This is a genomic window from Streptomyces sp. NPDC088197, from assembly GCF_044741185.1.
Classification (GTDB): Bacteria; Actinomycetota; Actinomycetes; order Streptomycetales; family Streptomycetaceae; genus Actinacidiphila.
Genome location: NZ_JBIUSD010000005.1, coordinates 408,584 through 434,005, shown reverse-complemented (window position 1 = coordinate 434,005; position 25,422 = coordinate 408,584). Strand labels below are relative to the sequence as shown.

The following is a 25,422-nucleotide window of genomic DNA, read 5'->3' as shown; positions in this document are numbered from 1 at the left end:
CTCAGCCCTTGCTGCGGGTCAGCCGCAGGTACACCCCGGCGAAGATCCCCAGCACCACGAAGAGCACCGTGCTCATCGCGCTGGCCAGGCCGAAGTCGTTGTAGACGAACGCGTAGCGGTACAGCAGGAGCAGTACGGTCACGGTCGCGTCGTCGGGTCCGCCGCCGGTCAGCACGAACGGCTCGATGAACACCTGCATGGTGCCGATCACCTGGAGCAGCAGCGTGATCATCAGGATGAACCGCATCTGAGGGATCGTCACATGCCACAGCCGCTGCCGTACCGTCGCGCCGTCCAGCTCGGCGGCCTCGTACAGCTCGCCCGGCACACCGCCGAGCGCCGCGAGGTAGATCAGCGTGGTGGTGCCCATGTTGGCCCAGGTGGAGACCAGGACCAGCGAGATCATCGACAGATTCTGCGACTCCAGCCACGACTGCGCGGGCAGGTGCGCGATCCGCAGCACGTTGTTGAACAGGCCGGGCCCCGGATCGTAGAACCAGCGCCACAGCAGCATCGTGACGATCGGCGGCAGCATCACCGGCAGATAGACCGTCATCCGCAAGTACGCCTTGCCGTGCCGCAGTTCGTTGAGCACGATCGCGGTCACGAACGGCGCCGCGAAGCCGAAGACCAGGGCCAGCAGGCTGAAGTACGCGGTGTTGCGCCACGCGGTGACGAACAGCGGGTCGGCGAACAGGCGGTGGAAGTTGTCCAGGCCCACCCACCGCGCCGGTTCCGCGTAGTTGACCTGCTGGAAGCTGAGCAGCACACCGCGGACGATCGGGTACCAGGAGAACACCGCGAAGGCGGCGACGCCCGCGACCAGGAAGAGATACGCCACCAGGTTGTCGACGACGGCCCGGCGCAGCCGGTCCCGCGAGGGGCGGGACCGGCCGGACCGTCCCGCCCCGGCAGGCGCCTTCGGCGTCCGCGCGGTGGCGGCGCGGGCCGACGTCAGCGGTTCGGCTGTCACTTGACCGTGGCCAGGATGGTGTTGACCTTCTTCTCGGCGTCGCTGAGAAGCTCGTCGATGTCCGCGTCCTTCTTGGTGAGCACCGCCTGCATGACACCGTCGAGCACGGTGTAGATCTGCTGGGCGTTCGGCGGCTCGACCTTCACCGCGACCTCGCCGCTGCGGTCCACGAACGGCTGGTAGTTCTTCTGCGGCACGTTCGCGTACTTCTTGTGCGCCGCGTCGACCTTCGCCTGGCCGGCCCCGCTCCACAGGTTCGGCTGCGGCAGGCCGATCGGTATGTCGGTGCCCGCCGACTTCTTGGTGATCTCCTCCTCACGGTCCGGGTCGAGGTACTTCCACTGGATCCAGGTGAGACCGGCCTTGATCTTCGCCGGGCTGTCCTTCGGGTTGAACATGAAGCCGTCACCGCCGCCGAGCGTCGCGGTGCCGGGCAGCGCGGCCAGCCCGTAGTCGTCGTACTTCCGCTCGAACTGCTTGACGATCGTGGGGATGTTGTCCGGGCCCGCCATGTACATCCCGAGCTTGCCCGCGCCCATCATCTTCTGCACGTCGGGGATCTCCAGGAGCTGCCTGGTGCCCATCGACCGGTCGGTCCAGCGCATGTCGTGCAGCGTCTGGAGCGCCTTGCGGCCCGCGTCGCTGTTGAACGCGGCCTTCCAGGCGCCGCCGTCCTTCACCGCGACGTCGCCGCCCTCGGAGTAGATCCACGAGGTGAGGTGCCAGCCGCCCTGGTTGTTCTTGCTGAACTCGGCGTAGCCGGTGGTGCCGTCGCCGAGCGCGCTGATCTTCTTGGCGTCGGCGCGGACCTCGTCCCAGGTGGTCGGCGGCTTGTCCGGGTCGAGCCCGGCCTTGGTGAACAGCGCCCGGTTGTAGACCAGTCCGAGCGAGTAGTTGCCGGTGGGCAGGCCGTAGACCTTGCCGCCCGCGTCCTTGAAGACGCTCTGCAATTCCGGCCGCACGTCGTTCAGGGCGGGGAAGTCCTTGAGCTGCGCGGTGATGTCGGCGGCCTGGTGGCGCTGGATGAGCCCCGCGGGATCGGTGAAGTAGACGTAGTAGACGTCCTCCAACTGCCCGCCCGCGAGCTTCGCGGCGAAGGTCTTCGGGTCCATCAGACCCTCACGGGCGTCGATCCTGATCTTCGGGTGGCTCGCTTCGAAGGCTTTGATGTCGTCCTCGAAGTTCTTCCGGTCGACGGTCTGGGTGGCCGGAGGCAGCCCGTTCACGCTGATCGTGACCACGCCGTCCTTGTCCGCCCCGGAGGAGTGGGACGAGCCGCCGCCGCATGCGGTGACGCCGAGGACCAGCGAGATGGCGATGGCGGTGACGCCGAGGGCGGGGCGGGTTCTGGAGCCGTCCATGGGGATCGGACCTTCCTGGGAAACGGCAGCGGACGTACCCGTCCCGAGGGGCGAGTGCGCTTGCGTCCGCTTGCGTAACGGCGGGGTTACCAGGACGTCCGGCCGCCTGGCGTTGGCGCCGACAGTAGGATCGGGTCACGCAAGATGTCAATCAATCTGTGCAAGAAAGTAATCCGGAGGATTTGTGCTCGTAACGCAGTGTCATCGACACGCGGGCCGGCCGGGGTGTCCGGACGGGCGGCGGTACGCGTCCGCCCGTCGCCGGACGCGGGTCGGCGCGGGACCGGCAGAGGGCGCGAGCGCATACGCGGAGGGCGGGGCTCCGGGACCGTGAACCGGTCCTGGCGCCCCGCCCTCGCGCGGAGTCGGAAAGCCGTCGCCCTACGGACGACGGTGCAGGTCAGCCGCTTTTCACGACCTTGCGCATCCGGGTGGAGCCGCGCACGATCAGCTCCGGTTCGAAGAGCATCACCTCGTCGGTGACCGCGTGGCCGTCGATCTGTGTGACGAGCGACGCGATGGCCGCGGCGGCCATCGCCTGCACCGGCTGGCGCGAGGTGGTCAGCGGCGGGTCGGTCGCCACCATGTACAGCGAGTCGTCGAAACCGATCACCGACAGATCGTCCGGGACTTTCATCCCGTGCCGCCGGGCCGCCCGGATCGCGCCGAGCGCGAGCGCGTCACTCGCGCACACCACCGCGGTGACCCCCTCCGCGAACAGCCGGGGCATCGCCGTCGCCCCGCCCTCCATCGAGAACATCGCGTGCGCCACCAGGGGCCGCCAGTCCGCGGGCGACAGCCCCCGCTGCTCCCAGAAAGCCGCATAACCTGCGAGTTTGCGGGCCGAGGGGACATGCCCCACCGGTCCGAGGACCAGGCCGATCCGCTCGTGGCCCAGTCCCGTCAGATGCGTCAGCGCCTGCTCGGAGGCCGCCGCGTCGTCCACCGAGACCTGGGATATCTGCCGGTTCTCGTCCGCCGCGTTGATCAGCACGATCGGCACCTGGCGCTCGCGCAGGTCCCGCCCGTGCTCCGGCCCTGCGTCCGCGTAGCTCGCGCCGACGAAGATGATCCCCTCGATGTTCTGCTCCAGCAGCATCTGGATGTAATGCGCCTCCGAGACGCCGTCCGCGGTCCTGGTGCACAGCACCGGGATCAGCCCCCGCTTGTTCAGCGCCCCCGCCAGCGCCTCGGTGAACGCCGGGAAGATGGGATTTTGCAGGTCAGGGACGACAAGGCCGACCAGCGGCGCCCGCGCGCTGCGCATCCGCGCGGGCCGCTCGAACCCGAAGACGTCCAGTGCGGTGAGCACGGAGTCCCGCGTCGACTGCGCCACGTCAGGGCTGCCGTTCAGCACACGGCTGACCGTCGCCTCGCTGACACCCGCGAACCTGGCCACTTGGGAGAGTCGTTTCGTCACAGAGGCAATCTACAGGATGGTGCGCAAAAACAAAGATCAGTAACGCAAGAAAATGACGCGACTTGCGCAGAGGAAGATCATGCGGGGAGGGGAGTGAGGCCGTCCGGAGGCGCGCGGGGCCGTCCGGAGGCGCGCGGGGCCGTCCGGAGGCGCGCGGGCTCGCGCGGGAGGCCGGGTCCGGGCGCGCCTCGCGGACGGACGGGCGGATCAGGGGTCTACCGGGGACGGGTTCGCGTCCCGGCGGCGGATCAGCCCGCCTTCCGCCGGGAGGCGGCCGTCTTCTTCGCGGCGGCGGTCTTCTTCGTGGCCGCGGTCTTCCGCGCGCCCGCCTTCGAGGTGCCGCCCTTCGCGGCGGACGTCTTCGACGCCGTCGACTTCGTCCCCGCCGACTTGGCGCTCGCGGACTTCGCCCCGGCCGACCGCGTACCGCTCGACCCCGTGCCACTCGACCCCGTGCCGCCCGATCGCGTACCGCTCGACTTCGAGGCGGTCGCCTTCTTCCCGGCCGCCGTCTTCTTCGCGCCGGACCTGCGGGACGACTTCAGTTCGGTGACGCTGGCGTGCCCGGTGCGGTCGTCGCCGTCCGCCGCCTCGTCCGTAGCGGAAGCACCGGACGCACCGGAGGCACCCGAGGTGCCCGCCCCCGCGCCCTCGCCGCGCCCGCCCTTCGCCTGTTCCACCGACGCGCGCAGCGCGGCCATCAGGTCGACCACCTTGCCCGGTCCGGCCTGTTCGGCCGCCGGAAGCTCGGAACCCTCCAGCTTCGCGGTGACCAGCGCCTCCACGGCCTGCGCGTACTCGTCGTGATAGCTCGTCAGATCCGCCTCGCCGAGCGCCGAGATGAGGGTGTCGGCGAGCTTCAGCTCCGAATCGCTGATGCTGACACTGCCCTTGGGGGCGGCCTCCGCGGGGGAGTTCAACTCGTCGGGCCAGCGCAGGGTCTGGAGCAGCAGGACGTCGTCGTGGGCGCGGATCAGCGCCAGATGCTCGGAGTTGCGCATGGCGAATTTGCCGACCGCGGCCTTGCCCGCGCGCGCCAGCGCCTCCCGCATCAGCACATACGGCTTGTTCGCGGCGGGGGAGGCGGGGGCCAGGAAGTACGGGGTGTCGAGCTGCATCGCGTCGACGGAGGCCGCGTCGAGGAAACCGCTCACTTCGATGGTCTTCGCGGTCGGCAGCGGCAGCGCCCTGAGATCGGCGTCGGTGATCTCGACCAGCTGCTCGTCCGGCGTCTCGTACGCGCGGCCGATGTCGGCGGCGGTCAGGACCTCCTCGTCCAGCTCACAGGTCTTCTGGTACCGCACCCGGCCCTGGTCGGTGAGGTGGACCTGCCGGAAGCTGATCTTGTGGCTGGACACGGCGGAACCGAGCTTCACGGGTATGGAAACCAGCCCGAAGGCCAGATTCCCCGACCAGACACTGCGCATAGCGAGTCCTTTTTGTCAGGCTATGGGACCTTTATGATATGCCGATCACGGAAGTCGAGGGTCGTCGGATCAAGGTCAGCCACCTCGAACGGGTGCTCTGGCCGGAGACCGGCACCACCAAGGGCGAGCTGCTGCACTACTACGCGAGCGTCGCCACCGGCCTGCTGCCGTACGTCAGCGGCCGTCCCGTCAGCTTCGTCCGCACCCCGGACGGTGTGGACGGCAAGCGTTTCTTCCAGAAACGGCCGCCCGCCGGTACGCCCGACTGGGTGACCGTCTCGCAGTCCGTCAGGCGCAGCGGCGAATTCATGGAGCAGGTCCAGGTCAACGACCTGCCGACGCTGATGTGGGCGGCCAATCTGGCCTGCGTCGAACTGCACACCCCGCAGTGGCGCGCCGACGAACCCGGCGTCGCCGACCGGCTGGTCCTCGATCTCGACCCCGGCGACGGCTGCACGGTCGTGGACTGCTGCCGGGTGGCACTGCTGCTCAGGGAACGGCTGGCGGAGGACGGCATCGAGATCTGGGCCAAGACCAGCGGCTCCAAGGGCCTGCACCTGCTCGCCGCGCTGCGGGACGCGACCCCGGCGACGGCGACCGCCTACGCCAAACGGGTCGCGCAGGAACTGGAGGCCCGGCACCCGGACCGGGTGATCTCCCGGATGACGAAGGCCGCGCGCTCCGGCCGGGTCTTCATCGACTGGTCGCAGAATTCGGGGAACAAGACCACCGCGGCCCCGTACACCGTCCGCGCCCGCCCGACGCCGACCGTCTCCGCGCCGCTGTCCTGGCCGGAGATCGCCGCCGCGCACACCCCGGACGACCTCACCTTCACCCTGGCCGACCTGCCCGCGCGGCTCAGCGTCGAGGGCGACCTGCTCGCACCGCTCCTCGACCCCGCCCGCGCGGCCCCGCTGCCGCCGCACTGAACGGAGGCGGGGCCGCGCGGGGCGGTGTCACTTCTGCTGGGCGCCCGCCAGGTGCTCCGACAGCTCCTCCTCGTCCTCGTCCGAGAGCGAGGTCTTGAGCAGCGTGCCGCCGTAGGCCTGCATGGCGTCGGCGAACTTGTCCTCGGTGATCTTCGAAGCCATGATCACGACCGCGGTCGTGCCCGGCGTGAGCAGCGCCTGCACCTGGCCGCGGAACTGGTCGTCGATCCCGGACTTGCCCAGCTTGCCGAGCAGCCCGCCCATCGCGGCGCCCATGAGCAGGCCCAGGCCGGGGACGAGGAAGAGGATGCCGAAGACCATGCCCCACAGCGCGCCCGACGCGGCGGACACGCCGACGATCTTGCTCGGGGTGTCGACGTGCGTCTTGCCCTCCTCGTCCACCGAGACGATGGCCAGACCGGTCAGATTGACCACGTAGTCGTTCTGGAGATTCTGCACGGCGGTGTAGGCGTCTTTGGCGACGGACGGGTCCTCGTAACCGATCACGATGAGTTCGGACATCTCGGGCCTCCTAGTGGCGTGGGGCGACAGGATGCACGATATGTCCGTTTCGGGGTTCGGGCAGGGGGAGAGGCGCCGCCGGGTACGGGGCGGCGGGTTACGGCCGGGGCGCGCCGTACCAGCGCCAGGACGTGACGCGCGGGTGGTCGGGGAGGTCGATCCGGCCGGTGGCCCACAGCAGGGTGGACCAGGGGTCCGCGGTCAGCGGGACGTGCGGGAACAGCCGGGCCAGCGCCCTCGCGCACACATCGGCGGGCGGATTCCAGGCGAGGCCGAGCCCGGCCGCCAGGTCGTAGGTGTGGACCAGGGTCTCCACGATGCCCATCGCGGCGAAGCCCTCGGGGTCGGAGACGCCGTAGCTGTGGTGGGCGCGGACCTCGGGCGACGCCGTACGCGCCATGGCCACCAGCAGCGCGCCGGTCGCCTCCAGCACCTGCAACAGGCCCTCCGGGCCCGCCTTCCGGTCCGCGTGGATGGCGTTGGGCGGGCCGCCCGGCCGGCGCGGCGACCAGGAGAAGGGCACGTCCGTGCTCAACGGGGGCTGCCTCGGGCCCAGTTGGGCCGCGTACGCGAACAGGTCGTCGGCCAGGTGCTCCACCGTCTCCCAGCAGTCCCACTCCAGCGACCCGGCCTTGCGGTCCTCCCACGCCGACGCGGGCGCCTCGCGCAGGGCGGCGACGGCGAGCTGGACGGAGCGGTCGAGGTCGTCGGCCGTGACGGGCCCGGTCGTGTGGTCAGCGGTTTCCGGCATGCCAGGCACCGTACCGCGCGGACCCGGCCGCCCCGCGAGGGATTTTCCGCGCGCCGGATACGTGTCGTGGGCGGCTCACGGGGACGCGGTCCCGCCCGGCGTCGTGGCGCTGGCGCACTGAGCACCGAGGCGCTCACGCGCAGGCGGCGTCCTTGTCCTTGCCCGCCGCGCCCCGCGCGAGCTCCAGGGAGAGCGCGAGCCCCGTACCGTCGGTGCGCGCGCCGGTCAGCCGTACGCCGTCGGGCAGTTCGGGGAGGGCCACGGTGCGCGGGCCCAGGCGCCCGGCCAGATCGCCGCCGCCGGGCAGCGACGCCAGATCGGCGACGGCGACGTCCCGGCCGAGCACGCGGACGGTGGTCGGGGTGACCGTGAGACCGTCCTTCCCGGTCGTGACGCGGGTGTGCACGGTGATCGGCAGGCGCAGACCGCCGATGCTGCCGGTGAGTACGAGCCCGCCGCCGTCGCCGCCCACGGCCAGCCCCGCGACCTTGCCGTCCCGCGCGGCCAGCCGCTTCTGCAACTCGGCGTAGGCGATGGTCGCGGTCGCCGTGCCGCCGCTGGTCGTGCCGTCGGTCGACACGTCGTGCAGGTCGACCGCCACATTCACCTCGCTGTCGCCCCTGCGCACACCGTCGGCGGCGATGTGCGCGCTGCCGAGATTCCCCGTGAGCACCCGGAGCCCGGCGAAGGCGCTGGTCAGCTCGGCGGTCACCGGTCCCGTGGGCTTCAGGCGGCAGGCCACCGCCTCGGCGATACGGCCGCGCGCGGTGTGCTCGACGGCCAGGTCGACGGCGGTCGCGGCGCCGGTGAGCAGCGCGGCCACGACGGCCGTGACGACGAGCCGCCTGCGGCGCGGCGCCGACCGCCGGCCGGCACCGGCGTCCCCGCCGGGCTCCGCGCCCGGCGCGCTGGCCGCCGCCGTACGGCCGGGCGGACGTGCCGACGCGCGGTCGGGCGTGGCGGTACGACGTGCCGGGCGGGGCTTCACGATGCGCGGTGTCCGATCCGATGGTGCGGGGGCGGCGGGTGCGGGGCGGGCGGCGGCCGGGCCGGACCCGTGGCCGATCCACCGTGCCGCGCCTGCCGGTCGGCGGCTCCGCCGGACTCAGCCTACGGGCCCGCCCGAATCGTCGGCGCCGCCCGCCGGGCCGTCCCGAGCGCGCCCGCGGTCATGACCCGCCCGCCGTACCCGTCCCGCGCCCCGCCGTACCCGTTCCGCGCCCCGCCGCGCCCGGGGACACGCCTCATGCCTCCTCCTGGCCCGCGCTCACCCGGCGCCGCACCTGCAACAGGTAGTCCTTGCGGTTCAGCGGGTCGAGGTCGGTCCGGGGCCGCTCCGGCACCGCGCCGACCACCGGCTCGTAGTGGTCGAAGGCCGACTCCAGGACGCCCTCGCCGTGCGTGAGCGTCGGCAACGACTGCTCCAGTTCATGCACCCGCGCGGCCGGGACCACGCCTTCCAGGACGTACGAGTCGCCCTGCGGCTCGGGTGCGCGCGGTACGGCGCGGAGCCGGGACAGGACGGCCAGCAGCGCGCCGAAGGTGTCGGCGGGGACGTCGAGCCGGAAGACGTGCATCGGCTCGTGCACCCTGGTCCCGGCCCCGCGCAGCGCGTCCATCAGCACCAGCGGCGTCAGATCGCGGAAGTCGCCCGACGTACTGGACATGCTCTTGTCGAACACGGCGTGCGCGTGGCTCTGCCGGGGCGAGTAGCCGGAGTGCGTCATCGTCACGACGCAGTCGATCACCTCCCAGCCGTGGACGCCCTGGCGCAGCGTCTCGCGCACGGTCTCCTCGACGGCCTTGAAGAACGAGTAGGGCATGGAGCCGAGTTCGACCCCGAGGCGGAACGCCACCCCTGACCCCGGCGGCGCGGGCTCGACGCGCAGCCCGACCGTCGCGAGGAACGGATTGGCGTCCTTCTTGTTGAACTCGACGGCCTCGCCGGAGCCCACCACGCGCTCGACGCAGATCGTCGTGGTCTCGCGGAAGGTGACATCGACCCCGAACTCGTCGGCCAGCGTGGCCTGGACGACCTCCTTCTGCACCTCGCCGTAGAGCGAGACCGAGATCTCCTGCCGCACTCCGTCCAGCCGCAGATTGATCAGCGGGTCCTGCTCGGCGAGTTGGGCGAGCGCCCCATGCAGCGTCCCCCTGTCGGCCGCGCGGGTGGGAACGACCACCGTCTCCAGCGTCGGCGGCGAGAAGTGCCGGCCGTCCGGGGGAGCGGCGCCCGGATCGCCGACCGTGTCACCGATCCTGATGTCGGCCAGGCCCTTGAGCAGCGCGATCCGCCCAGCCGAGACGGACGCGGCGGGCACGGCGGCGCCCCGCTCGAAGACGCTGATGCCGGTGACCTTGGCCTCGCCGGCCGACCCGGCCCCGTCGGGACCGTCGGCACCGTCGGCACCGTTGTCCCTATGCCCCTTCTCGCTGCCCACCGCGGAGTCCGGGCCGAACGGCAGCCGGTCCCGCGTGCGTACCGTCCCGGAGAACAGCCGTACGTACGCGGTCCGTTCACCGGTCGGGCCGCGCTCGATCTTGAACACCCGCCCCGAGACCGGGCCGTGGGCGTCCCCGGCCGCCGCGGGCAGCAGTTCGGTGAGACCGGCCGCCAGCGCGGCGACGCCCGCGCCGGTGATCGCGGAACCGAAGAAGACCGGATGCACCTGTCCGCGCGCGGTCTGCGCCGCCAACTCGGCGCGCACCCGGCCGTACGAGACCGCGGACTCGTCGGCCACGTAGTCGGCGAGGAGCGCGTCGTCGTGCTCGGCGAGCAGGCCGGCCAGACCGGCGACGAAGTCCGGGTCGGCGGCGGTGAACGGGACGCTGCGCGCGCCCCGCGTGCCGGATTGCTCAACCCGGCCCATCGGGAAGGCCGTTGGCGCGAGCTTGCCCCGGACGCTCCGCAGCACCTCGTCGCAGCGGGCGCCGCGGCGGTCGGTCTTGTTGACGAAGATCAGGACGGGGATGCGCAGTCGTCGCAGCGTCCGCATCAGGACGCGGGTCTGCGCCTGCACGCCCTCGACCGCGGAGATCACCAGCACCGCGCCGTCGAGCACGCTCAGCACGCGCTCCACCTCGGCGATGAAGTCCGGGTGGCCGGGGGTGTCGATGAGATTGACGGTGACGTCGTCGACCTCGAAGGAGACGACGGCCGATTTGATGGTGATGCCGCGTCGGCGCTCCAGCGCCAGGGTGTCGGTCCGCGTGCTGCCGTCGTCGACGCTGCCGACCTCGTCGATGACTCCGGCGGCGAACAGCAGCCGCTCGGTCAGGCTGGTCTTACCGGCGTCGACGTGCGCCAGGATGCCGAGGTTCAACGTACGCAAGAAGCTTCAAGTCCTCTAGATCGGTGGGAGGTGCCGTCTGGGTGGGGACTGAAGTTCCGCGCATGATCATCTCCTGGGTACGGTCGGCCGGTCCGGTCGTACGGGGGCCGTTGGACTGTCGTCGGGAGTACAGCAGAGCCGTACGCGACGGACAACCGGTTTTGTCCGCGTACGAGGGCGTCCGTGCCTCGTCCTCCGCCGTTTCTTCACGTACTGGTGGGGCTCAGGAGTCTCGATCACACCTCCGTTGTCAGTATCATCAGCGGGACGACTTTGGATGCAATTGCATCTGGAATTGCATCCGCAGTTGCGGTCGCGGGCATGCTTGTGACTGCGAGCGATCGAGTACAACTCACAGAGGAGTGGTGCCGGATGAAGCAGTTCGACAACGGAGTGCGGGCGGACGAGATCCCGGGTGTCGAGTGGGTCAAGAGCGGGCGGAGCAATCAGAGCGGCAACTGCGTCGAGGCGGCCAAACTGCCTGATGGCGGCGTTGCGTTCCGCAACTCCCGTGACCCGCACGGTCCCGCGCTCGTCTACACGCACGACGAGATGGTCGCCTTCATCGGTGGCGCCAAGGACGGGGACTTCGACTTCCTCACTGCGTGAGGCGGTTACGCTCAGGCGCGTCCGTCTGAGTGAATGACGACAAGAACAGTTGACGGCTGAGCGCGACGGCGTGAAGTCGGGAATTCGTGACTCCGGTAGGGGCGCGACGGCGCGCCTCGCAGTGCAATACTGGCGTGCGTCCAGTTTCTACCGGGAGCCCGCATGTCCGCTCAGCCGCAACTCGTATCACCGCTGCAACTGCTGGAGCGCCGCCCGGACATGGGCGCCAAGGCGTTGGCACGTGTGCTCGGCAACTATCTGCGTGCCCTGCGCGAGGCCGCCGGGGTCAGCCCGGCACAGGCCGGAGAGCGTATCCGTGGCCACGCCTCGAAGATCAGCCGCATGGAGACGGCGCACGTCTCCCTCAAGTTAAGGGACGTCGACGACCTCCTCGCGCTCTACGGCGTCGCGGAGCAGGAACGGGCGGAGATCGCCTTCCTGGTCCAGCGCTCGGCCAAGCCCGAATGGTGGCAGCCGTACGGCGAGGTCGTACCCGACTGGCTCCAGGGCCTGATCGGTCTGGAGCGCGACGCCCACGTGATCCGTACGTACGAGACGCAGTTCGTGCCCGGCCTGCTCCAGACACCCTCGTACGCGCAGGCGGTCGTGCGCAGCGGCCACCGGCTCGCCTCGCCCGAAGAGGTCGAGCGGCGCGTGGAGTTGCGGCTGGAACGCCAGCGCAGGATGGCGGAGCCCGGCGCTCCCGTGCTGTGGGCGCTGATCGACGAGGGCGTGCTGCACCGCCCGGTCGGCGGCCCCGCGGTGATGCGCGAGCAGTTGGAGTATCTGCTGATGGTGCTGCGCCAGCCCGGTGTGCGGCTCCAGATCGCCTCCTGGTCGGCGAGCGCGGCGGCGACGCCCGGCTCCGCGGTCACGTATCTGCGGTTCGCCCAGGGCTTCCTGCCCGACGTGGTCTATCTGGAGCACATGACGAGCGCGATGTACCTGGACCGGCTGGAAGAGCTGGACAAGTACCGTGCCGCGCTGGATGAGTTGAGCGCGCTGGCGGCGACGCCGGTGGAGAGCCGCGTGCTGCTGGAAGAGGCGCTGAAGCGCTACAAGTAGAGCGGCCCCCGAGAACGACGCCGGCCCGCATCCCCCTCGCCGGGGGTGCGGGCCGAAGCTCTGCCGTGGGCGTTGCTACACGCGGGCCACGCCGCCGTACTCGATCCATTCCTTGCTGGGCTGCTTGAGGCCGAGGTCGCTGTCGGGGCGCCAGGTGGAGACCTCCACCAGGCCCGGCTCGATGATCTCGTAGCCTTCGAGGAAACCGGCGAGGTCGCTGGGCTTGCGCACCTCACCCCAGTGGCCGCCAGTGGACTGGTCCATGAACTCGGTGACGAACCGGCGGGTCTCGGGGTCGTCGCTGACGAGCTGACAGACCACCAGGAAGCTTCCCTTGGGCAGCTTTTCGGCGACGCGCCGGACGACGCCCGCGGGGTCGTCGGTGTCGCGGATGCAGTGCAGCACCGACACGAAGAGCGCGGCGACCGGCTCGTTGAGGTCTATCAGCCGCGTCAGTTCTTCGTGCTGCCAGATGCTCTCGGTGTCGCGGAAGTCCGCCTGGATCACCGAGGTGTTCTCGTTCTGCTGGAGCAGCGCGCGGCCGTGGGCGAGCACGATCGGGTCGTTGTCGACGTACACCACGCGGGCGTCGGGGTTGATGCGCTGCACGATCTCGTGCACATTGTCCTGCGTCGGCAGACCGGAGCCGTGGTCCACGAACTGCTTGATGCCGTAGTCCTCCGCGAGCCTGCGCACCACCCGGCGCAGGAACTGACGGTTGTTCAGGGCCAGGATCTTCATGCTGGGGACCTGGAGGAGTAATTGCTCCGTGGCCTCGCGGTCGGCCGGGTAGTTGTCCTTCCCGTCCAGCAAGTAGTCGTACATGCGTGCCACAGCGGGCACCGTCACATCTATCTTGTCGGAAAGCGGTGCGTCCCGGTGCTCCATCGGGCCCCTCACGGTGGTTCGTTGATCGAAAGCTGCGGTGACGACTTCCATCCTAGGGAGACGTGATCGTCCGGTCGAGAGCGCAGACCAGGAGGTTGTGCCGGACGCGCGGCCCGGCTCCGGTCCGGCCGTCTTCGGGCCCGGCCCGGTTCCGGGGCCGCGCCGGTCCTAGCCCGCGGTCTCGGTGTCCTCGGCGTCCACGGTGTTCCCGGTGGGCAGCGGCGGCTCGGCCTCCATCCGCTCGACCTCCTCGTCCGTCATCAGCCGGGAGCGCAGGAGGAAGCGGACGCCCTCGGGGGCCTCAAGTGAGAAGCCACTGCCGCGGCCGGGCACGACGTCCACGGTGAGGTGGGTGTGGCTCCAGTACGCGTACTGGCTCGCGCTCATCCAGAACGGGGTGTCCCCGGCGACCCGGCCGAGCAGGACGTCCGCGCCGCCCACCCGGAACTCACCGCGCGGGTAGCACATCGGTGAGCTGCCGTCGCAGCAGCCGCCGGACTGATGGAACATCAGGGGGCCGTGCCGCCGGGCCAGTTGGTCGACCATCGCTTCGGCGGCCGGGGTCATTTCGACGCGCCCCACGGGACGTCCGGGCGAGGCGGGGCCGGGCAAGGCCGTGTCGGACCGTGCGGTATCGGACCTGGTGGCGTCCATCACGGGGGCTCCCATCCGCCGACCGCCGGATGCGTCGGCGTTCTCGTACCAGCCTCCCGCCCGCGACGGCTTTCGTCCAGGGACGGGACCGCGCCCGGCGTCGGGCGTCAGACGGGCTGGTGGTGGGCGAGGAGCGCGTGCGGGTCCCCGGCGCCGTGGACGTGGGCGTGGGCACCGGCCGGGGCGTGGTCGATGTGGACGGTCGCGGCCCGCAGCCGCGGCACGGCGTGCAGCAGCGCGTGCTCGGCCCGCACGGCGACGGCGTGCGCCGCGACGACGCTGATGCCGGGGTCGACCACGACCGCGGCCTCGGCCCGCAGCGCGTGCCCGACCCACCGCATCCTGACCGGCCCGACCCCCTCCACCCCCGGCACCGCGCCGAGCGCCCGCTCGGCCCGGTCGACCAGCTCGGGGTCGACGGCGTCCATCAGCCGCCGGAACACCCCGCGCGCCGCGTCCCGCAGCACCGCCAGGATCGCCACGGTGATCAGCAGCCCCACGACCGGGTCCGCGAGGCGCCACCCCAGGGCCGTACCGGCGGCGCCCAGCAGGACCGCGAGGGAGGCGAACCCGTCGGTACGGGCGTGCAGGCCGTCGGCGACCAGGGCCGCGGAGCCGATGTCGCGCCCGACGCGGATCCGGTATCCGGCCACCCACTCGTTGCCCACGCATCCGGCCAGCGCCGCACCGGACACCGCCCACAGGTGGGTGACCGTACGCGGATCGAGCAGCCGGTCCACCGCCGTCCAGGCCGCGAAGGCGCTCGACGCGGCGATGGCCAGCAGGACGGCGACCCCGGCTAGATCCTCGGCCCGCCCGTAGCCGTACGTATAGCGGCGGTTGGCGGCCCGGCGCCCGAGGACGAAGGCGATGCCCAACGGCACCGCCGTCAGCGCGTCCGCCGCATTGTGCACGGTGTCGCCCAGCAGCGCCACCGACCCGGACACCGCGACGATCAGCGCCTGGACGAGCGCGGTCGCGCCCAGCACCGCGAGCGACACCCACAGCGCCCGCATCCCGCGCGCCGACGACTCCAGCGCCGCGTCCACGCTGTCCGCCGCCTCGTGCGAATGGGGCCGCAGGAGATGTCCGAGCCGGTGCCGCAGCCGCGATCCGGGGCGCGTACGACCGCCCGTCGCGTGTGCGTGGCCGTGCGCCCGGTCAGGGCCGTGGCCGTGGTCGTCGGCATGGTCGTGGGCGTGTGGGTGACCGGCGCCGTGCGCCTCGCCGTGGGTGTGCTCAGTCCCCGCCATGTCGGACACCGTGGCACACCGAACCCCTTGCGGCCACTCCCGAAATACCACCTGTGACCAGCTGCGACGCCCTCGCAACAGCCCCGGCTGGGCGACAGGGGCCGCTCACAGGCTCAGCCGGTACGGAATCGTGCACACCACGACGTCGGTACGGGCTCTGAGCGCGGAGGCCAGCAGCAGGCCCCGCTGATTCTGGAGGATCTGGTAGCGCCTGTGGCGCGGCACCACCTCGGGGATGAGGACGGAGACGTGCTGACCCTTGGCCACCTCGCGCTCGACGTAGGAGACGATCGGCTGCACCAGCGAACGGTGCGGGCTCTCCACGATGTCCAGCCGTACGCCCGGATTCCAGCGGTCCCAACTCTCCCGCAGGGCGCGGGCCTTGTCGGGGTCGCCCTGTACGGCGACGGCGACGACGGCGGTGCCGAGGTTGAGGGCCGCCGTGAGCGCCTGCTGGGTGAGCCTGCTGACCTCGCCGACCGGCACGATCACCAGGGACACGGTGCGCCGGACCGGCGGCGGGACCTCACCGAGCCCCAACTCCTTCCCGACCTCGGTGTAGTAGCGCTGGATACGGGCGAACAGCAGCATCAGCAACGGCACCGTGACCACCACCACCCAGGCCCCGGCGAGGAATTTGTCGGCGAGCAGGACGGCGGCGGCGATCGCCGTCAGCACCGCGCCGAAGCCGTTGAGCGTCGCGCGCTGGCGCCAGCCGCGGGGACGCTCCCCGCGCCAGTGCCGAACCAGGCCGATCTGGCTGATGGTGAAGCCGATGAACACGCCGATCGCGAACAGCGGGAGCATGCGGTGGGTGTCGGCGTCCACGGCGATCAGCAGCAGCGCGGCGAGCAGCGCGAGGGCGCCCACGCCCCAGCGGTACACCGGGCGCTCCGTGCGCAGACCGAACAGGTGGGGCAGCCGGTGGTCGCGGGCCAGCAGGCTCATCAGGACCGGCAGCCCGCCGAAGCTGGTGTTGGCGGCCAGCGCCAGTGCCAGGGTGACGACGAGATTCGTCGCGTCGTACGGCCAGCCGGTCCCGAAGGAGCCCGCGGTGAGCTGCGCCAGGACGGTCACGTCGCCGCGCGGCGCCACATGGTCGCGGCGGATCAGCACCGCGAGCCCGACCAGCATCAGGGCGAGCAGGCCGCCCAGCATCAGCTCGGTGCGCTGCGCCCGCCTGACCCGCGGGTCGCGGAATGCGGGCACCCCGTTGGCGATGGCCTCCACGCCGGTCAGCGAGGAGCAGCCGGCCGAGAACGCCTTCAGGAGCAGCAGCAGCCCCAACGACTCGGTGATGTGGACGGGTTGGGGAGTGCCGACGACGGCCACGGGGTGCGAGCGCACCAGGCCGAAGACGATGATCCCGAGGACGCTCGCGATGAACAGCGCCGTCGGCAGCATCAGCACCCGGGCGCTCTCGGCCACACCCCGCAGATTCACGGCCGTGAGCACGGCGAGCCCGAGCAGACACACCGGCAGCAGATGCGGCGCGAGGGAGGGGTAGGAGGAGGCGAGGCTCGCGGCGCCCGCGGCGAGGCTGACGGCGACGGTGAGCACGTAGTCGACGACGAGGCTCGCGGCGGCGAGCAGACTGATGCCCTGCCCCAGGTCCTTCTTCGCCACCGCGTACGCGCCACCGCCGTCCGGGTGCACGGCGATGACCTGCCCGTACGAGACCACCAGCACCGCGAGCAGCCCGGCGATCACCAGCGTCACCGGCAGTGTCGCGCTGAGCGCCCCGGAACCGGCGGCGATCAGGACCAGCACGATCGCCTCGGGGCCGTACGCGACCGAGCTGAGCGCGTCCAGCGACAGTGCCGCCAGCCCTTCGATGCTGGTCAGGTGCTGCTTGTCCCCCTCGCCCGGCCGCAGGGGGACTCTCGGCCGCAGTTCGCGGCGGGCCAGACCGAAGGTCATCGGTACCTCGGGGTGCAGGGGACGACACGCGGGGACGCGTCATGCCCAGTCTGACGGACCGTCACCGGAGGACGGCTGAGGCGCGGCCGTGGACCCCCGCGCGGCCGTCGCACCCCGGCCGGGTGTCGCCTCCCCGGCCGGGTGTCGCTCGCTCCCGTGCGGCCCGTCAGTCGTGCGGCGGCGGGGGTCAGCGCTCCATCATGCGCATCTGGGCCTCGTTGTGGGTGTCTCCCGCGGCCGGGGGGAGGCTGCTGAGCCTGTCGAGCTGTTCCGCGCTGAGCCGGACGGCGTCGGCGGCGGAATTCTCCTCGACGCGGGTGACGCGCCGGGTGCCGGGGATGGGAGCGATGTCGTCGCCCTGGGCCAGCAGCCAGGCCAGCGCGACCTGCGCCGGGGTGGCGTCGATCTCGGCGCCGACGGCGGCGACCTCGTCGGCCAGCCGCAGATTGTGCTGGAAGTTCTCCTTCGTGAACCGGGGGTTGTCAGCCCGGAAGTCGTCGGCGTCGAACTGGTCGGTGGAGCGGATCGCGCCGGTCAGGAAGCCGCGCCCGAGGGGTGAGAAGGGCACGAAGCCGATGTTCAGCTCGCGCAGCACCGGCAGCACGCGCGCCTCGGGGTCGCGGGTGAACAGGGAGTACTCCGACTGGACGGCCGTGACCGGGTGGACGGCGTGGGCGCGGCGGATGGTCTCCGGGCCGGCCTCGGACAGGCCGATGTGCCGGATCTTGCCCTCGGCGACCAGCTCGGCGAGCGCCCCGACGGTGTCCTCGATCGGGGTGCCGGGGTCGACCCGGTGCTGGTAGTACAGGTCGATGCGGTCGGTGCCCAGCCGGGTCAGCGAGCCCTCGACGGCGGCGCGGATGTTCGCGGGAGTGCTGTCCGCGCCCTGGCGGCCGGTGTGCGAGATCAGCCCGAACTTCGTGGCCAGCACGACCTCGTCGCGGCGGCCCCTCAGCGCGCGGCCGACGAGCGTTTCGTTGGTGTAGGGGCCGTAGACCTCGGCGGTGTCGATGAATGTGACGCCCAGTTCCAGGGCGCGGTGCAGCGTACGGACCGACTCCGTGTCGTCGGTTCCCGCGCCGGTGTAGGCGTGGGACATGCCCATCGCGCCCAGGCCGATCCGGGCAACGTCCAGGTCACGCAGGGTGATGTGCTTCATCGCTTCTTCTCTCCTGGCGGACGGCGGCGATCTTGTCCTGTCCGGCCAAGCCTGCCTCTTCCCGCCCGCCGACGACAGGCCGGGACAGGCGGAGGGCCGACAGCGGGGGTGTTACAGGGCCCCTGTCCGCCGCCCGGCCATCGCGGCGGCCGGGCGTCGGAGAGGGGCCGAGGTTCGGGTCAGGGCCGTTTGAAGGCTTCGGGGCCGCCCGCGCCGCAGGGGGCCAGACGGACGCCGCTGCCGTTGTCGACCTCGCTCAGGCACAGGGCCGCGTGAGCGGAGTAGACGGTGCTGCCGCGCAGCGAGAACTTCTGCGCGACGTTGCCGCTGCAATTCGCGACCTGGACGACCGTGCCGGGGGCGGTCCCGCCCCAGGCGGCGTCCATGCACAGGTCGTTGGCGCGGATGGTCCCGTCGGGGCTGATGTGCCACCGCTGGACGAGGCTGTCGTCGCACGCCGCGAGCGCCAGCGGGGTGCCGTCCGTACCCGCGCCCGCGGTGAGGCACTTGCCGGTCGCCGCGTTCTTCAGCGGAGCCCCCGGCGGCTTCGGCGCGTTGGCCGCCGACGCCGGTCCCGAGGCCGGCGCGGACGCGGGCGGCGCGGACGCGGGCGGCGCCGAGCCCGGCGCGGCACCGGACGGCGAGGCCGCCGACGGCGACGGACCGGCCGTGGTCGGCGCGGGCGCCGTCGTGGTGTCGGAGGCGTGCGCGACGGTGGTCGAGGGCGAGGAGGAGCCGTGCAGCGCGAGCCCGAGCCCGATCCCCGCGAGGCAGAGCACGGCGACCGACGCGACGACGACCCGGCCCCGGGTGACGACGGGTTTGGTCCGCGGGCCGGGCTCGGCGGGCCTCCCGGCCGTGCGGCCGACGGGAATGTCGTCGCCTTCCTGGGGCGGGGGCAACTCCGCGTCCGGGTCGAGCCGGTGCGCGACCCGCTCGTCCAGCAGCCCGGTGTCCACGACGCCGGCCGAGTCGATGGTGAAGCGCCAGCGGGGCTGATCGGTGCGGCCGACGACGACGACCGTCCACCGGCCGTCCGGGTCGTCGGCCAGCCGCTGGAAGCGTTCGCGGTCCCGGCCGCCGGGCGAGCCGCCCAGCAGCAGCACCCCGCCCGCCTCGTCCTCCAGCGCCGCGTCGGTGTCGGCCGGGTCCTGCGGCTCGGCCGGCGCCCCCGCGCCGGGGACCGGTTTGAAGCCGACGCGGACCACGCGTACCTCGCGGGACCAGGGGCTGGCGGCCAGTTCGCGGGCCCAGTCGTGGGCCAGGGCCCGCGCCTGCCGGGCGTCGCCCTCCAGACCGATGAGCCCGCCGACCTCGCCGAGGTTGAGCAGCACGAAGCCCTTGCCGGTGTTGCCGAGCGGGACCAGCCGCGGATACGGCTCCGGCAGCGACTCCGCCACGCTCGCGCTCTGGAGCCAGCGCAACTGGGCGTGCCAGGTCCGCCCGTCCTGGTCCGCGGTCCACCCGGCCGGTGGCCGCTGATCGGGCGTCCTGAGGTGGAACCAGACGGTCTCGGGTCCGACGACCACCACATGGGCCACCGGAACGGCGCGGTTCTCGCGGTCGCAGGCGGTGGCCAGGACGCGGATGACCCGGTCCACGGTCCACAGACCGTGATCGGCACGCGGCGCCGAACCCGGTCGCTGCCCGGACCTTCGCGACCGGCGCAGCCGGGCGCTCCAGTCGGTGCGGCGAGGAAGGCGATCGGCGGATCGGGACGGGGGTGTCACCTGTGTCTCCTTCACTCACGTCTTCACTCGCGTCCGCCCACGCCGTCAGCACGTTCACTCACGTCGTCACAGGGACGGTCGCGCCGCGCCCGCGGTGTGCCGCGCACGCTGTGTCCTGTGAACGGTGGTAGCCCGCCACGGGGGTGTCAACGCCGGGCGCGGGGCGGCGGCGCCCCCTTGGGCCCAGGGGCCCAAGGTCGCCCGCGAGCCCTGGACCAGGCATCGGAGCCGTTCCTAGCATCGACCGCGTCCGGGCCCGGCGTGCCGCCGCGTACCGGCAAGCCCGGCAACGTCAGAAGGGACGCACGATGACGAATCTGAACATCACGTATCAGGAGATGTCGGACAGCGCGAGCAAGATGCGCAACAACAAGGCCGACATCGACCAGAAGCTCACCGAGTGCAAGAACATCGTCGACAACCTCACCGGCTCGGGGTTCGTCACCGACCAGGCGTCCGGCAGGTTCGACGAGGTGCACACCGAATTCGTCACGTCGGCCAACCAGGCCATGGAGACGCTGGACCAGTTGTCGCAGTGGCTCGACAAGGCCGTGGACGCGATGCAGGACATGGACACCCAGCTCGCCAGCTCGCTCAACCAGAAGTAGCGGGCCGCGGCCGGTCCACCGGCGCCGCCCGCACCCCGCGCCGGGCGTGCGGGCGTCCGATCCACGAGGGGGGAACCATGCCCATGATGATCACCATCGCCCGATCCCCCGACTGGTCGGCCGACGTCGCGGTGGACGCCGATCCCACCACCCCGCTCCGCGATGTCGTCAAGAATCTGCTGGACAGTCTCGACGGGTCGCGGCCCCCGACGCTCGGTGGCCCGGCGGAGGCGGCGGTCTACCTCGCCGACCAGCCGCTCGACCTCTCGCTGCCCCTGGCCGGCAGCGGCATCCACGACGGCACCGTGCTCTGGCTCGACCGGCCCGGACCCGCGGAGACCCCGCCCGTCGGTCTGGTGACCGTCCGGGCCGTCGCGGGCGCGGGCGCGGGACGGATCTGGTTCCTCGGCGCGGGCGAGTACCGCGTCGGATCGGGCGCCGACTGCCAGGTCGACGTGGGCGGCGGGCCGCCGGTGGCCGCCGTCGTCCGGATCTCCCTCGACGCCTCGGTACGGGTGCGCGCCGTCGGGCACTCCGCGCTGCTCGACCGCGTCGCCCTGCCCGACCACGACGTGACCTGGCCCGAGACGGCCCAACTCCTGGTCGGCGAGACCTTCCTGGAGGCGCACCCCCTGCTGCGCCCCGACGCCGTCGTCGAGCCCTCGCCCGACGGCGAGTACCTCGACTACAACCGCCCTCCCCGGCTGCTTCCTCCCGTGCAGCACACCGTGTTCCGGCTGCCGTCCCAGCCCAGGCCGCCCTCCCTGAACGCGCTTCCGTGGCTGACCGCGGCCCTGCCCGCCGTCCTCGGCAGCCTCATCGCGGTGATGTTCCACAACCCGATGTTCCTGATGATGGCGGCGATGTCGCCGGTCATGATGCTCGGGAGCTGGTTCACCGGACGGCGGCAGGGCCGGATCAGCCACCGCCGCCAAGTGGCCGAGTACGGAGCCCAGTTGGAGGCGACCGAGGCCGAGATCGCGACGGCGCTCGAACAGGAGCGCCGCGACCGCCGCGCCGCGAGCCCCGACCCCGCCGAACTGCTCGTCATCGCCACCGGCCCGCGGTCGCGGCTCTGGGAACGCCGCCGCACCGACCCCGACCACCTGCTGGTCAGGGTCGGCATCGCCGACCTGCCCACGGCCATCGCCGTCGAACAGGGCGACGGCACGCGGCGCGGCCGGGACCTGCGCGCGGCCCCCGACGTACCGGCCGCCTTCTCCATCGCGGAGGCCGGAGTCGTCGGCGTCGTGGGACCCGAGGGCTGGCCGCGGCACATGGCGCGCTGGCTGACCGGACAGCTCGCCGTCCTTCAGAGCCCCCGCGACGTGCAGTTGTACATCCTGACCGACCCGGCGGGCGAGTCCCTGTGGGAGTGGGCCGCCTGGCTGCCGCACTCCCGGCCGCTGCTGGGCCAGCAGGCCCTGTCCCTGATGGGCGCCGACGCCGAGACCCTCGGCCGCCGGGTCGCGGAACTGAGCGAACTCATCCACGTACGCCAGCAGGCCCGGCTCAACGCCGGGGTCGGCGCCGCGTTCGCGGATCCCGACGTCGTCGTGCTGATGGACGGCGCCCGGCGGCTGCGGGCGCTGCCCGGAGTGGTGGCGATCCTCCAGGAAGGCCCCGCGGTCGGCGTCTACAGCATCTGCGTGGACGCCGACGAGCGGACACTGCCCGAGGAGTGCGCGACCGTCGTCATCGGCGGCGGCTCGCGGCCGGCCACCCTGCGCAGACAGCGCGCCGCGCAGGTCGACGGCATCGTCTCCGACGAGGTCCCGGAGAGCTGGTACGCCTCGGCCGGACGCAGACTGGCGCCGCTGCGCGACGTCAGCGAGAACCAGGGCGACGCCGCCCTGCCCGCCTCCGCGCGGCTGCTGGAGATCCTGGGCCTCGAAGAGCCGACCCCCGCGGCGATCGCCGCCCGCTGGCGTTCCTCCGGCCGTGGCACCAAGGCCGTCGTCGGCTACTCGCTCAACGGGCCGTTCGCCCTGGACCTGGTCAACCACGGCCCGCACGGACTCGTCGCGGGCACCACGGGCTCGGGCAAGTCCGAGTTCCTGCAGAGCCTGGTGGCCTCGCTGGCCGTCGCCAACCGCCCGGACGCCATGACCTTCGTCCTGGTCGACTACAAGGGCGGCGCCGCGTTCAAGGACTGCGTCGACCTGCCCCACACCGTCGGCCTGGTGACCGACCTCGACCCGCACCTCGTCGAGCGGGCCCTGACCTCGCTGAGCGCCGAACTCACCCACCGCGAGCACCAGTTGGCGGCGGCGGGCGCCAAGGACCTGGAGGACTACCTCGATTACGCGGGCCGCAGGCCGGAACTGCCCCCCATTCCCCGACTGGTCATCGTCATCGACGAGTTCGCCTCGATGGCGCGGGAACTGCCCGACTTCGTCACCGGCCTGGTCAACATCGCCCAGCGCGGGCGCTCCCTCGGCATCCACCTGATCCTGGCGACGCAGCGCCCGTCCGGCGTGGTGTCGGCGGAGATCCGCGCCAACACCAACCTGCGGGTCGCCCTGCGGGTGACCGACGCGGGGGAGAGCACCGACGTCATCGACGCCCGGGAGGCCGCGGCCATCACGACGGCCACGCCCGGACGGGCGTACGCGCGGCTCGGGCACAGCTCGCTGATCCCGTTCCAGACCGGCCGGGTCGGGGGCCGCCGTCCCATGGCCGACAGGACCGCCGCGACGGCCGCGCCCTTCCTGCGCCCGGTCTCCTGGCTCGACCTCGGCCTGCCCGCGCCCCAGCGTCCGCGCACCGTCGCCGAGACCGACGAGGTGACCGACCTGTCGGTCCTGGTGTCGGCCATCGGCCAGGCCAACGCCATGCTGGGCATCCCCGCGCAGCGCCGCCCGTGGCTGCCGCCGCTGCCGCTGTCCGCGGTGGTCGACCTGACGGCCGACCCGGTCCGCGGCTCCCGGCAGGACCCGTCCTTCTCGTGGGCCATCCAGGACCTGCCGATGCGGCAGCGCCAGGAGACGGTGACGGTGGACCTGGCCACCTTCGGCCACCTGCACATCGTCGGCGCGCCCCGCTCGGGCCGCTCCATGGCGCTGCGCACCTTCGCCGCCGCGGCGGCCAGCCAGTCCACCGTCGCCGACCTGCACCTGTACGGGCTCGACTGCGGCAACGGCGCCCTGCTGCCGCTCACCCGGCTGCCGCACTGCGGCGCGGTGGTGCAGCGCTCGGAGACCGACCGCGCCGCCCGGCTGCTCAGGCGGCTGCACGCCGAGGTGCAGAACCGTCAACGACTGCTCGGCGAGGGCGGGTTCGCCGATGTGACCGAGCAGCGGGCGGCCCGGCCCGAGGCCGAACGGCTGCCGCACATCGTGCTGCTGCTCGACCGCTGGGAGGGGTTCATGGGCACCCTCAGCGAGTACGACAGCGGGTCGCTGACCAATCTGATCCAGACCCTGCACCGGGAAGGCGCGAGCGCCGGGGTGCACCTGGTCATCGCGGGCGACCACATGCTGCTGAGCGGCCGGATGAGTTCGCTGTGCGACGACAAGCTGGTGCTGCGGCTCTCCGACCGCAGCGACATGGGCCTGGCGGGGCTGAACTCGCGGAAGATCCCGGAGAATCTGCCGCCGGGCCGCGGCTACCGCGCGCCCAGCGCGATCGAGACCCAGGTCGGGCTGGTGGCGGACGACCCGGCGGGCCCCGCGCAGGCCGCCGCCGTGCACGCGCTGGCGGCCCGGCTCACCGAACGCGAGGCGGGAGTCCCCAAATCGGCCCGCCCCAACCGGATCGCGGTGCTGCCCACCCAACTCTCCTTCGACCAGGCGTGGGAGATGGTGGAGGAGACGCCGAAGCCCATGTGGGCGCTGGTGGGCGTCGCGGGCGACGACCTCGAACCCGTCGGCGCCGACCTGATGGGCGATCAGCCGACCTTCCTGGTCGCGGGACCGTCCAGGTCGGGGCGGAGCACCGCGCTGACCGTCATGACCGAGTCGCTGCTGCGCGGCGGCGTCGAGATCGTCATCGGCGCTCCCATGAACTCACCGCTGCGGGCCTTCGAGGGCAAGACCGGGGTGCGCGGTGTCATCACCGCGGACGCCCCCACCGAGCAGCAGTTCTCCGATCTGCTGAACCCCGGTGACGGGCCCGTCGTCCTCGTGGTCGACGACGCCGAGACCTGGCGCGACCTGCCGTGCCGCGACTGGCTGAAGGCGTTCGTGAAGAAGGCGTCGGGAAGCAGGCGGGGCGTGGTCCTCGGCGGGGATGTCGCCTCGGTGGCGATGGGCTTCTCCGGCTGGCAGTCCGAGGTCAAGCGCAACCGGCGCGGCGTCCTGCTGTCGCCGCCCACCTTGAACGACGGCGACCTGGTGGGGGTGCGGCTGTCCCGCTCCCAGCTCGCCGCCAGGGTCGTACCGGGCGCCGCCCTGGTGCACCTGGGCAGCGGCAGCCTGCTGCCCGCCCAGATCCCGCTGCCGCCGGCCGCCGGCGAGCCCGCACGCGACAACTCCGCACACGACAACAGGGAGCAGTGATGGCGGACCTCGTGGTGAAGGACCTCCAGAGCCTCGCGAGCGACCTCAGCGAGCTGATCGGTCAGTTCGAGGGAGCGCTGGACTTCCAGAACGACGACAAGGGCCTGTGGGGTCAGCTCAACGCCAACCTGTCGATGGGCGACTTCGCCGACAACTGGACCGTGCACCGTGACGCGATGGTCAAGTCCATGAAGAGCCTGCGCGACAAGGTCAACAAGGTCGACGAGGCGTGGGCGCAGGCGGACCAGCAGTTGCTGGACTCGTTCGAGGACGGCTGAGCCGATGACTGGGTCCATGGCCGGGCCCACGGCTGGGTTTACGG

General features: G+C 72.0%; 20 protein-coding genes. 6 read left to right on the top strand and 14 right to left on the bottom strand.

The features are described 5' to 3' along the window. Position 1: 1 nt before the first annotated feature. The 4 genes from ACIOC1_RS16245 to ACIOC1_RS16230 all read right to left on the bottom strand — a co-directional run bounded on the left by ACIOC1_RS16245 (position 2) and on the right by ACIOC1_RS16230 (position 5,181). Positions 2-973, bottom strand: a complete 972-nt coding sequence (locus ACIOC1_RS16245; RefSeq protein WP_391051199.1) for an ABC transporter permease subunit — start codon at positions 971-973, stop codon at positions 2-4. Beyond that, entirely contained in the window at positions 970-2,334 is a 1,365-nt protein-coding gene (locus tag ACIOC1_RS16240) for an ABC transporter substrate-binding protein (protein WP_401854803.1), read from the bottom strand. The genes ACIOC1_RS16245 and ACIOC1_RS16240 overlap by 4 nt, the downstream gene beginning before the upstream one ends. 400 nt (positions 2,335-2,734) lie before the next feature. Then, positions 2,735-3,754 carry a LacI family DNA-binding transcriptional regulator gene (locus ACIOC1_RS16235; RefSeq protein ID WP_355335582.1) on the bottom strand — a complete coding sequence of 340 codons (1,020 nt, stop codon included), beginning with the start codon at positions 3,752-3,754 and terminating at the stop codon, positions 2,735-2,737. Positions 3,755-4,002: 248 nt separating this feature from the next. After that, complete coding sequence (locus ACIOC1_RS16230; RefSeq protein ID WP_401854800.1) at positions 4,003-5,181, bottom strand: Ku protein; 1,179 nt, start codon at positions 5,179-5,181, stop codon at positions 4,003-4,005. A 38-nt stretch (positions 5,182-5,219) separates the two neighbouring features. Here ACIOC1_RS16230 and ligD point away from each other — a divergent pair, with 38 nt between their 5' ends. Beyond that, positions 5,220-6,110 (top strand): non-homologous end-joining DNA ligase, encoded by an 891-nt coding sequence (gene ligD / locus ACIOC1_RS16225; protein ID WP_355335577.1) that lies wholly within the window; start codon positions 5,220-5,222, stop codon positions 6,108-6,110. A gap of 27 nt (positions 6,111-6,137) precedes the next feature. On the opposite strand, the gene ACIOC1_RS16220 is transcribed toward ligD, so the two are convergent. From ACIOC1_RS16220 to ACIOC1_RS16205, 4 genes are all read right to left on the bottom strand, one after another. Then, positions 6,138-6,632 carry a DUF1269 domain-containing protein gene (locus ACIOC1_RS16220; RefSeq protein ID WP_401308018.1) on the bottom strand — a complete coding sequence of 165 codons (495 nt, stop codon included), beginning with the start codon at positions 6,630-6,632 and terminating at the stop codon, positions 6,138-6,140. A 97-nt stretch (positions 6,633-6,729) separates the two neighbouring features. Further along, a complete protein-coding gene (locus ACIOC1_RS16215; RefSeq protein ID WP_401308015.1) occupies positions 6,730-7,383 on the bottom strand; it encodes a hypothetical protein in 654 nt (217 codons plus the stop codon). Positions 7,384-7,516: 133 nt separating this feature from the next. After that, positions 7,517-8,371 carry an LmeA family phospholipid-binding protein gene (locus tag ACIOC1_RS16210; protein ID WP_401854797.1) on the bottom strand — a complete coding sequence of 285 codons (855 nt, stop codon included), beginning with the start codon at positions 8,369-8,371 and terminating at the stop codon, positions 7,517-7,519. Between the two features lie 256 nt (positions 8,372-8,627). Beyond that, entirely contained in the window at positions 8,628-10,715 is a 2,088-nt protein-coding gene (locus ACIOC1_RS16205) for a GTP-binding protein (RefSeq protein WP_401854794.1), read from the bottom strand. 372 nt (positions 10,716-11,087) lie between these two features. Between ACIOC1_RS16205 and ACIOC1_RS16200 the strand changes: the two genes are divergently transcribed. After that, positions 11,088-11,324 (top strand): DUF397 domain-containing protein, encoded by a 237-nt coding sequence (locus ACIOC1_RS16200; RefSeq protein ID WP_355335565.1) that lies wholly within the window; start codon positions 11,088-11,090, stop codon positions 11,322-11,324. 162 nt (positions 11,325-11,486) lie between these two features. Next, positions 11,487-12,389 carry a helix-turn-helix domain-containing protein gene (locus tag ACIOC1_RS16195; RefSeq protein WP_401854791.1) on the top strand — a complete coding sequence of 301 codons (903 nt, stop codon included), beginning with the start codon at positions 11,487-11,489 and terminating at the stop codon, positions 12,387-12,389. Positions 12,390-12,464: 75 nt separating this feature from the next. Here the strand turns inward: ACIOC1_RS16195 and ACIOC1_RS16190 are convergent, their stop codons facing one another. The 6 genes from ACIOC1_RS16190 to ACIOC1_RS16165 all read right to left on the bottom strand — a co-directional run bounded on the left by ACIOC1_RS16190 (position 12,465) and on the right by ACIOC1_RS16165 (position 19,864). Next, a complete protein-coding gene (locus tag ACIOC1_RS16190) occupies positions 12,465-13,277 on the bottom strand; it encodes an SAM-dependent methyltransferase (protein ID WP_355335559.1) in 813 nt (270 codons plus the stop codon). A gap of 168 nt (positions 13,278-13,445) precedes the next feature. Next, complete coding sequence (locus ACIOC1_RS16185; protein ID WP_355335786.1) at positions 13,446-13,844, bottom strand: DUF779 domain-containing protein; 399 nt, start codon at positions 13,842-13,844, stop codon at positions 13,446-13,448. A gap of 194 nt (positions 13,845-14,038) precedes the next feature. Beyond that, positions 14,039-15,184 (bottom strand): cation diffusion facilitator family transporter, encoded by a 1,146-nt coding sequence (locus tag ACIOC1_RS16180; protein WP_401854787.1) that lies wholly within the window; start codon positions 15,182-15,184, stop codon positions 14,039-14,041. Positions 15,185-15,289: 105 nt separating this feature from the next. Further along, positions 15,290-17,104, bottom strand: a complete 1,815-nt coding sequence (locus ACIOC1_RS16175; protein ID WP_391162888.1) for an amino acid permease — start codon at positions 17,102-17,104, stop codon at positions 15,290-15,292. Between the two features lie 187 nt (positions 17,105-17,291). Beyond that, positions 17,292-18,263, bottom strand: a complete 972-nt coding sequence (locus tag ACIOC1_RS16170; RefSeq protein WP_391162887.1) for an aldo/keto reductase — start codon at positions 18,261-18,263, stop codon at positions 17,292-17,294. Positions 18,264-18,442: 179 nt separating this feature from the next. After that, a complete protein-coding gene (locus ACIOC1_RS16165) occupies positions 18,443-19,864 on the bottom strand; it encodes a ricin-type beta-trefoil lectin domain protein (protein WP_401854784.1) in 1,422 nt (473 codons plus the stop codon). Between the two features lie 437 nt (positions 19,865-20,301). On the opposite strand from ACIOC1_RS16165, the gene ACIOC1_RS16160 reads away from it, so the two are divergent. From ACIOC1_RS16160 to ACIOC1_RS16150, 3 genes are all read left to right on the top strand, one after another. Then, positions 20,302-20,601 carry a WXG100 family type VII secretion target gene (locus ACIOC1_RS16160; protein ID WP_188285763.1) on the top strand — a complete coding sequence of 100 codons (300 nt, stop codon included), beginning with the start codon at positions 20,302-20,304 and terminating at the stop codon, positions 20,599-20,601. Between the two features lie 77 nt (positions 20,602-20,678). Next, on the top strand, positions 20,679-25,100 hold the full coding sequence (locus ACIOC1_RS16155; RefSeq protein ID WP_401854782.1) for an FtsK/SpoIIIE domain-containing protein: 4,422 nt from the start codon (positions 20,679-20,681) through the stop codon (positions 25,098-25,100). After that, positions 25,100-25,378, top strand: a complete 279-nt coding sequence (locus tag ACIOC1_RS16150) for a hypothetical protein (RefSeq protein WP_355335544.1) — start codon at positions 25,100-25,102, stop codon at positions 25,376-25,378. The genes ACIOC1_RS16155 and ACIOC1_RS16150 overlap by 1 nt, the downstream gene beginning before the upstream one ends. Positions 25,379-25,422 lie beyond the last annotated feature (44 nt).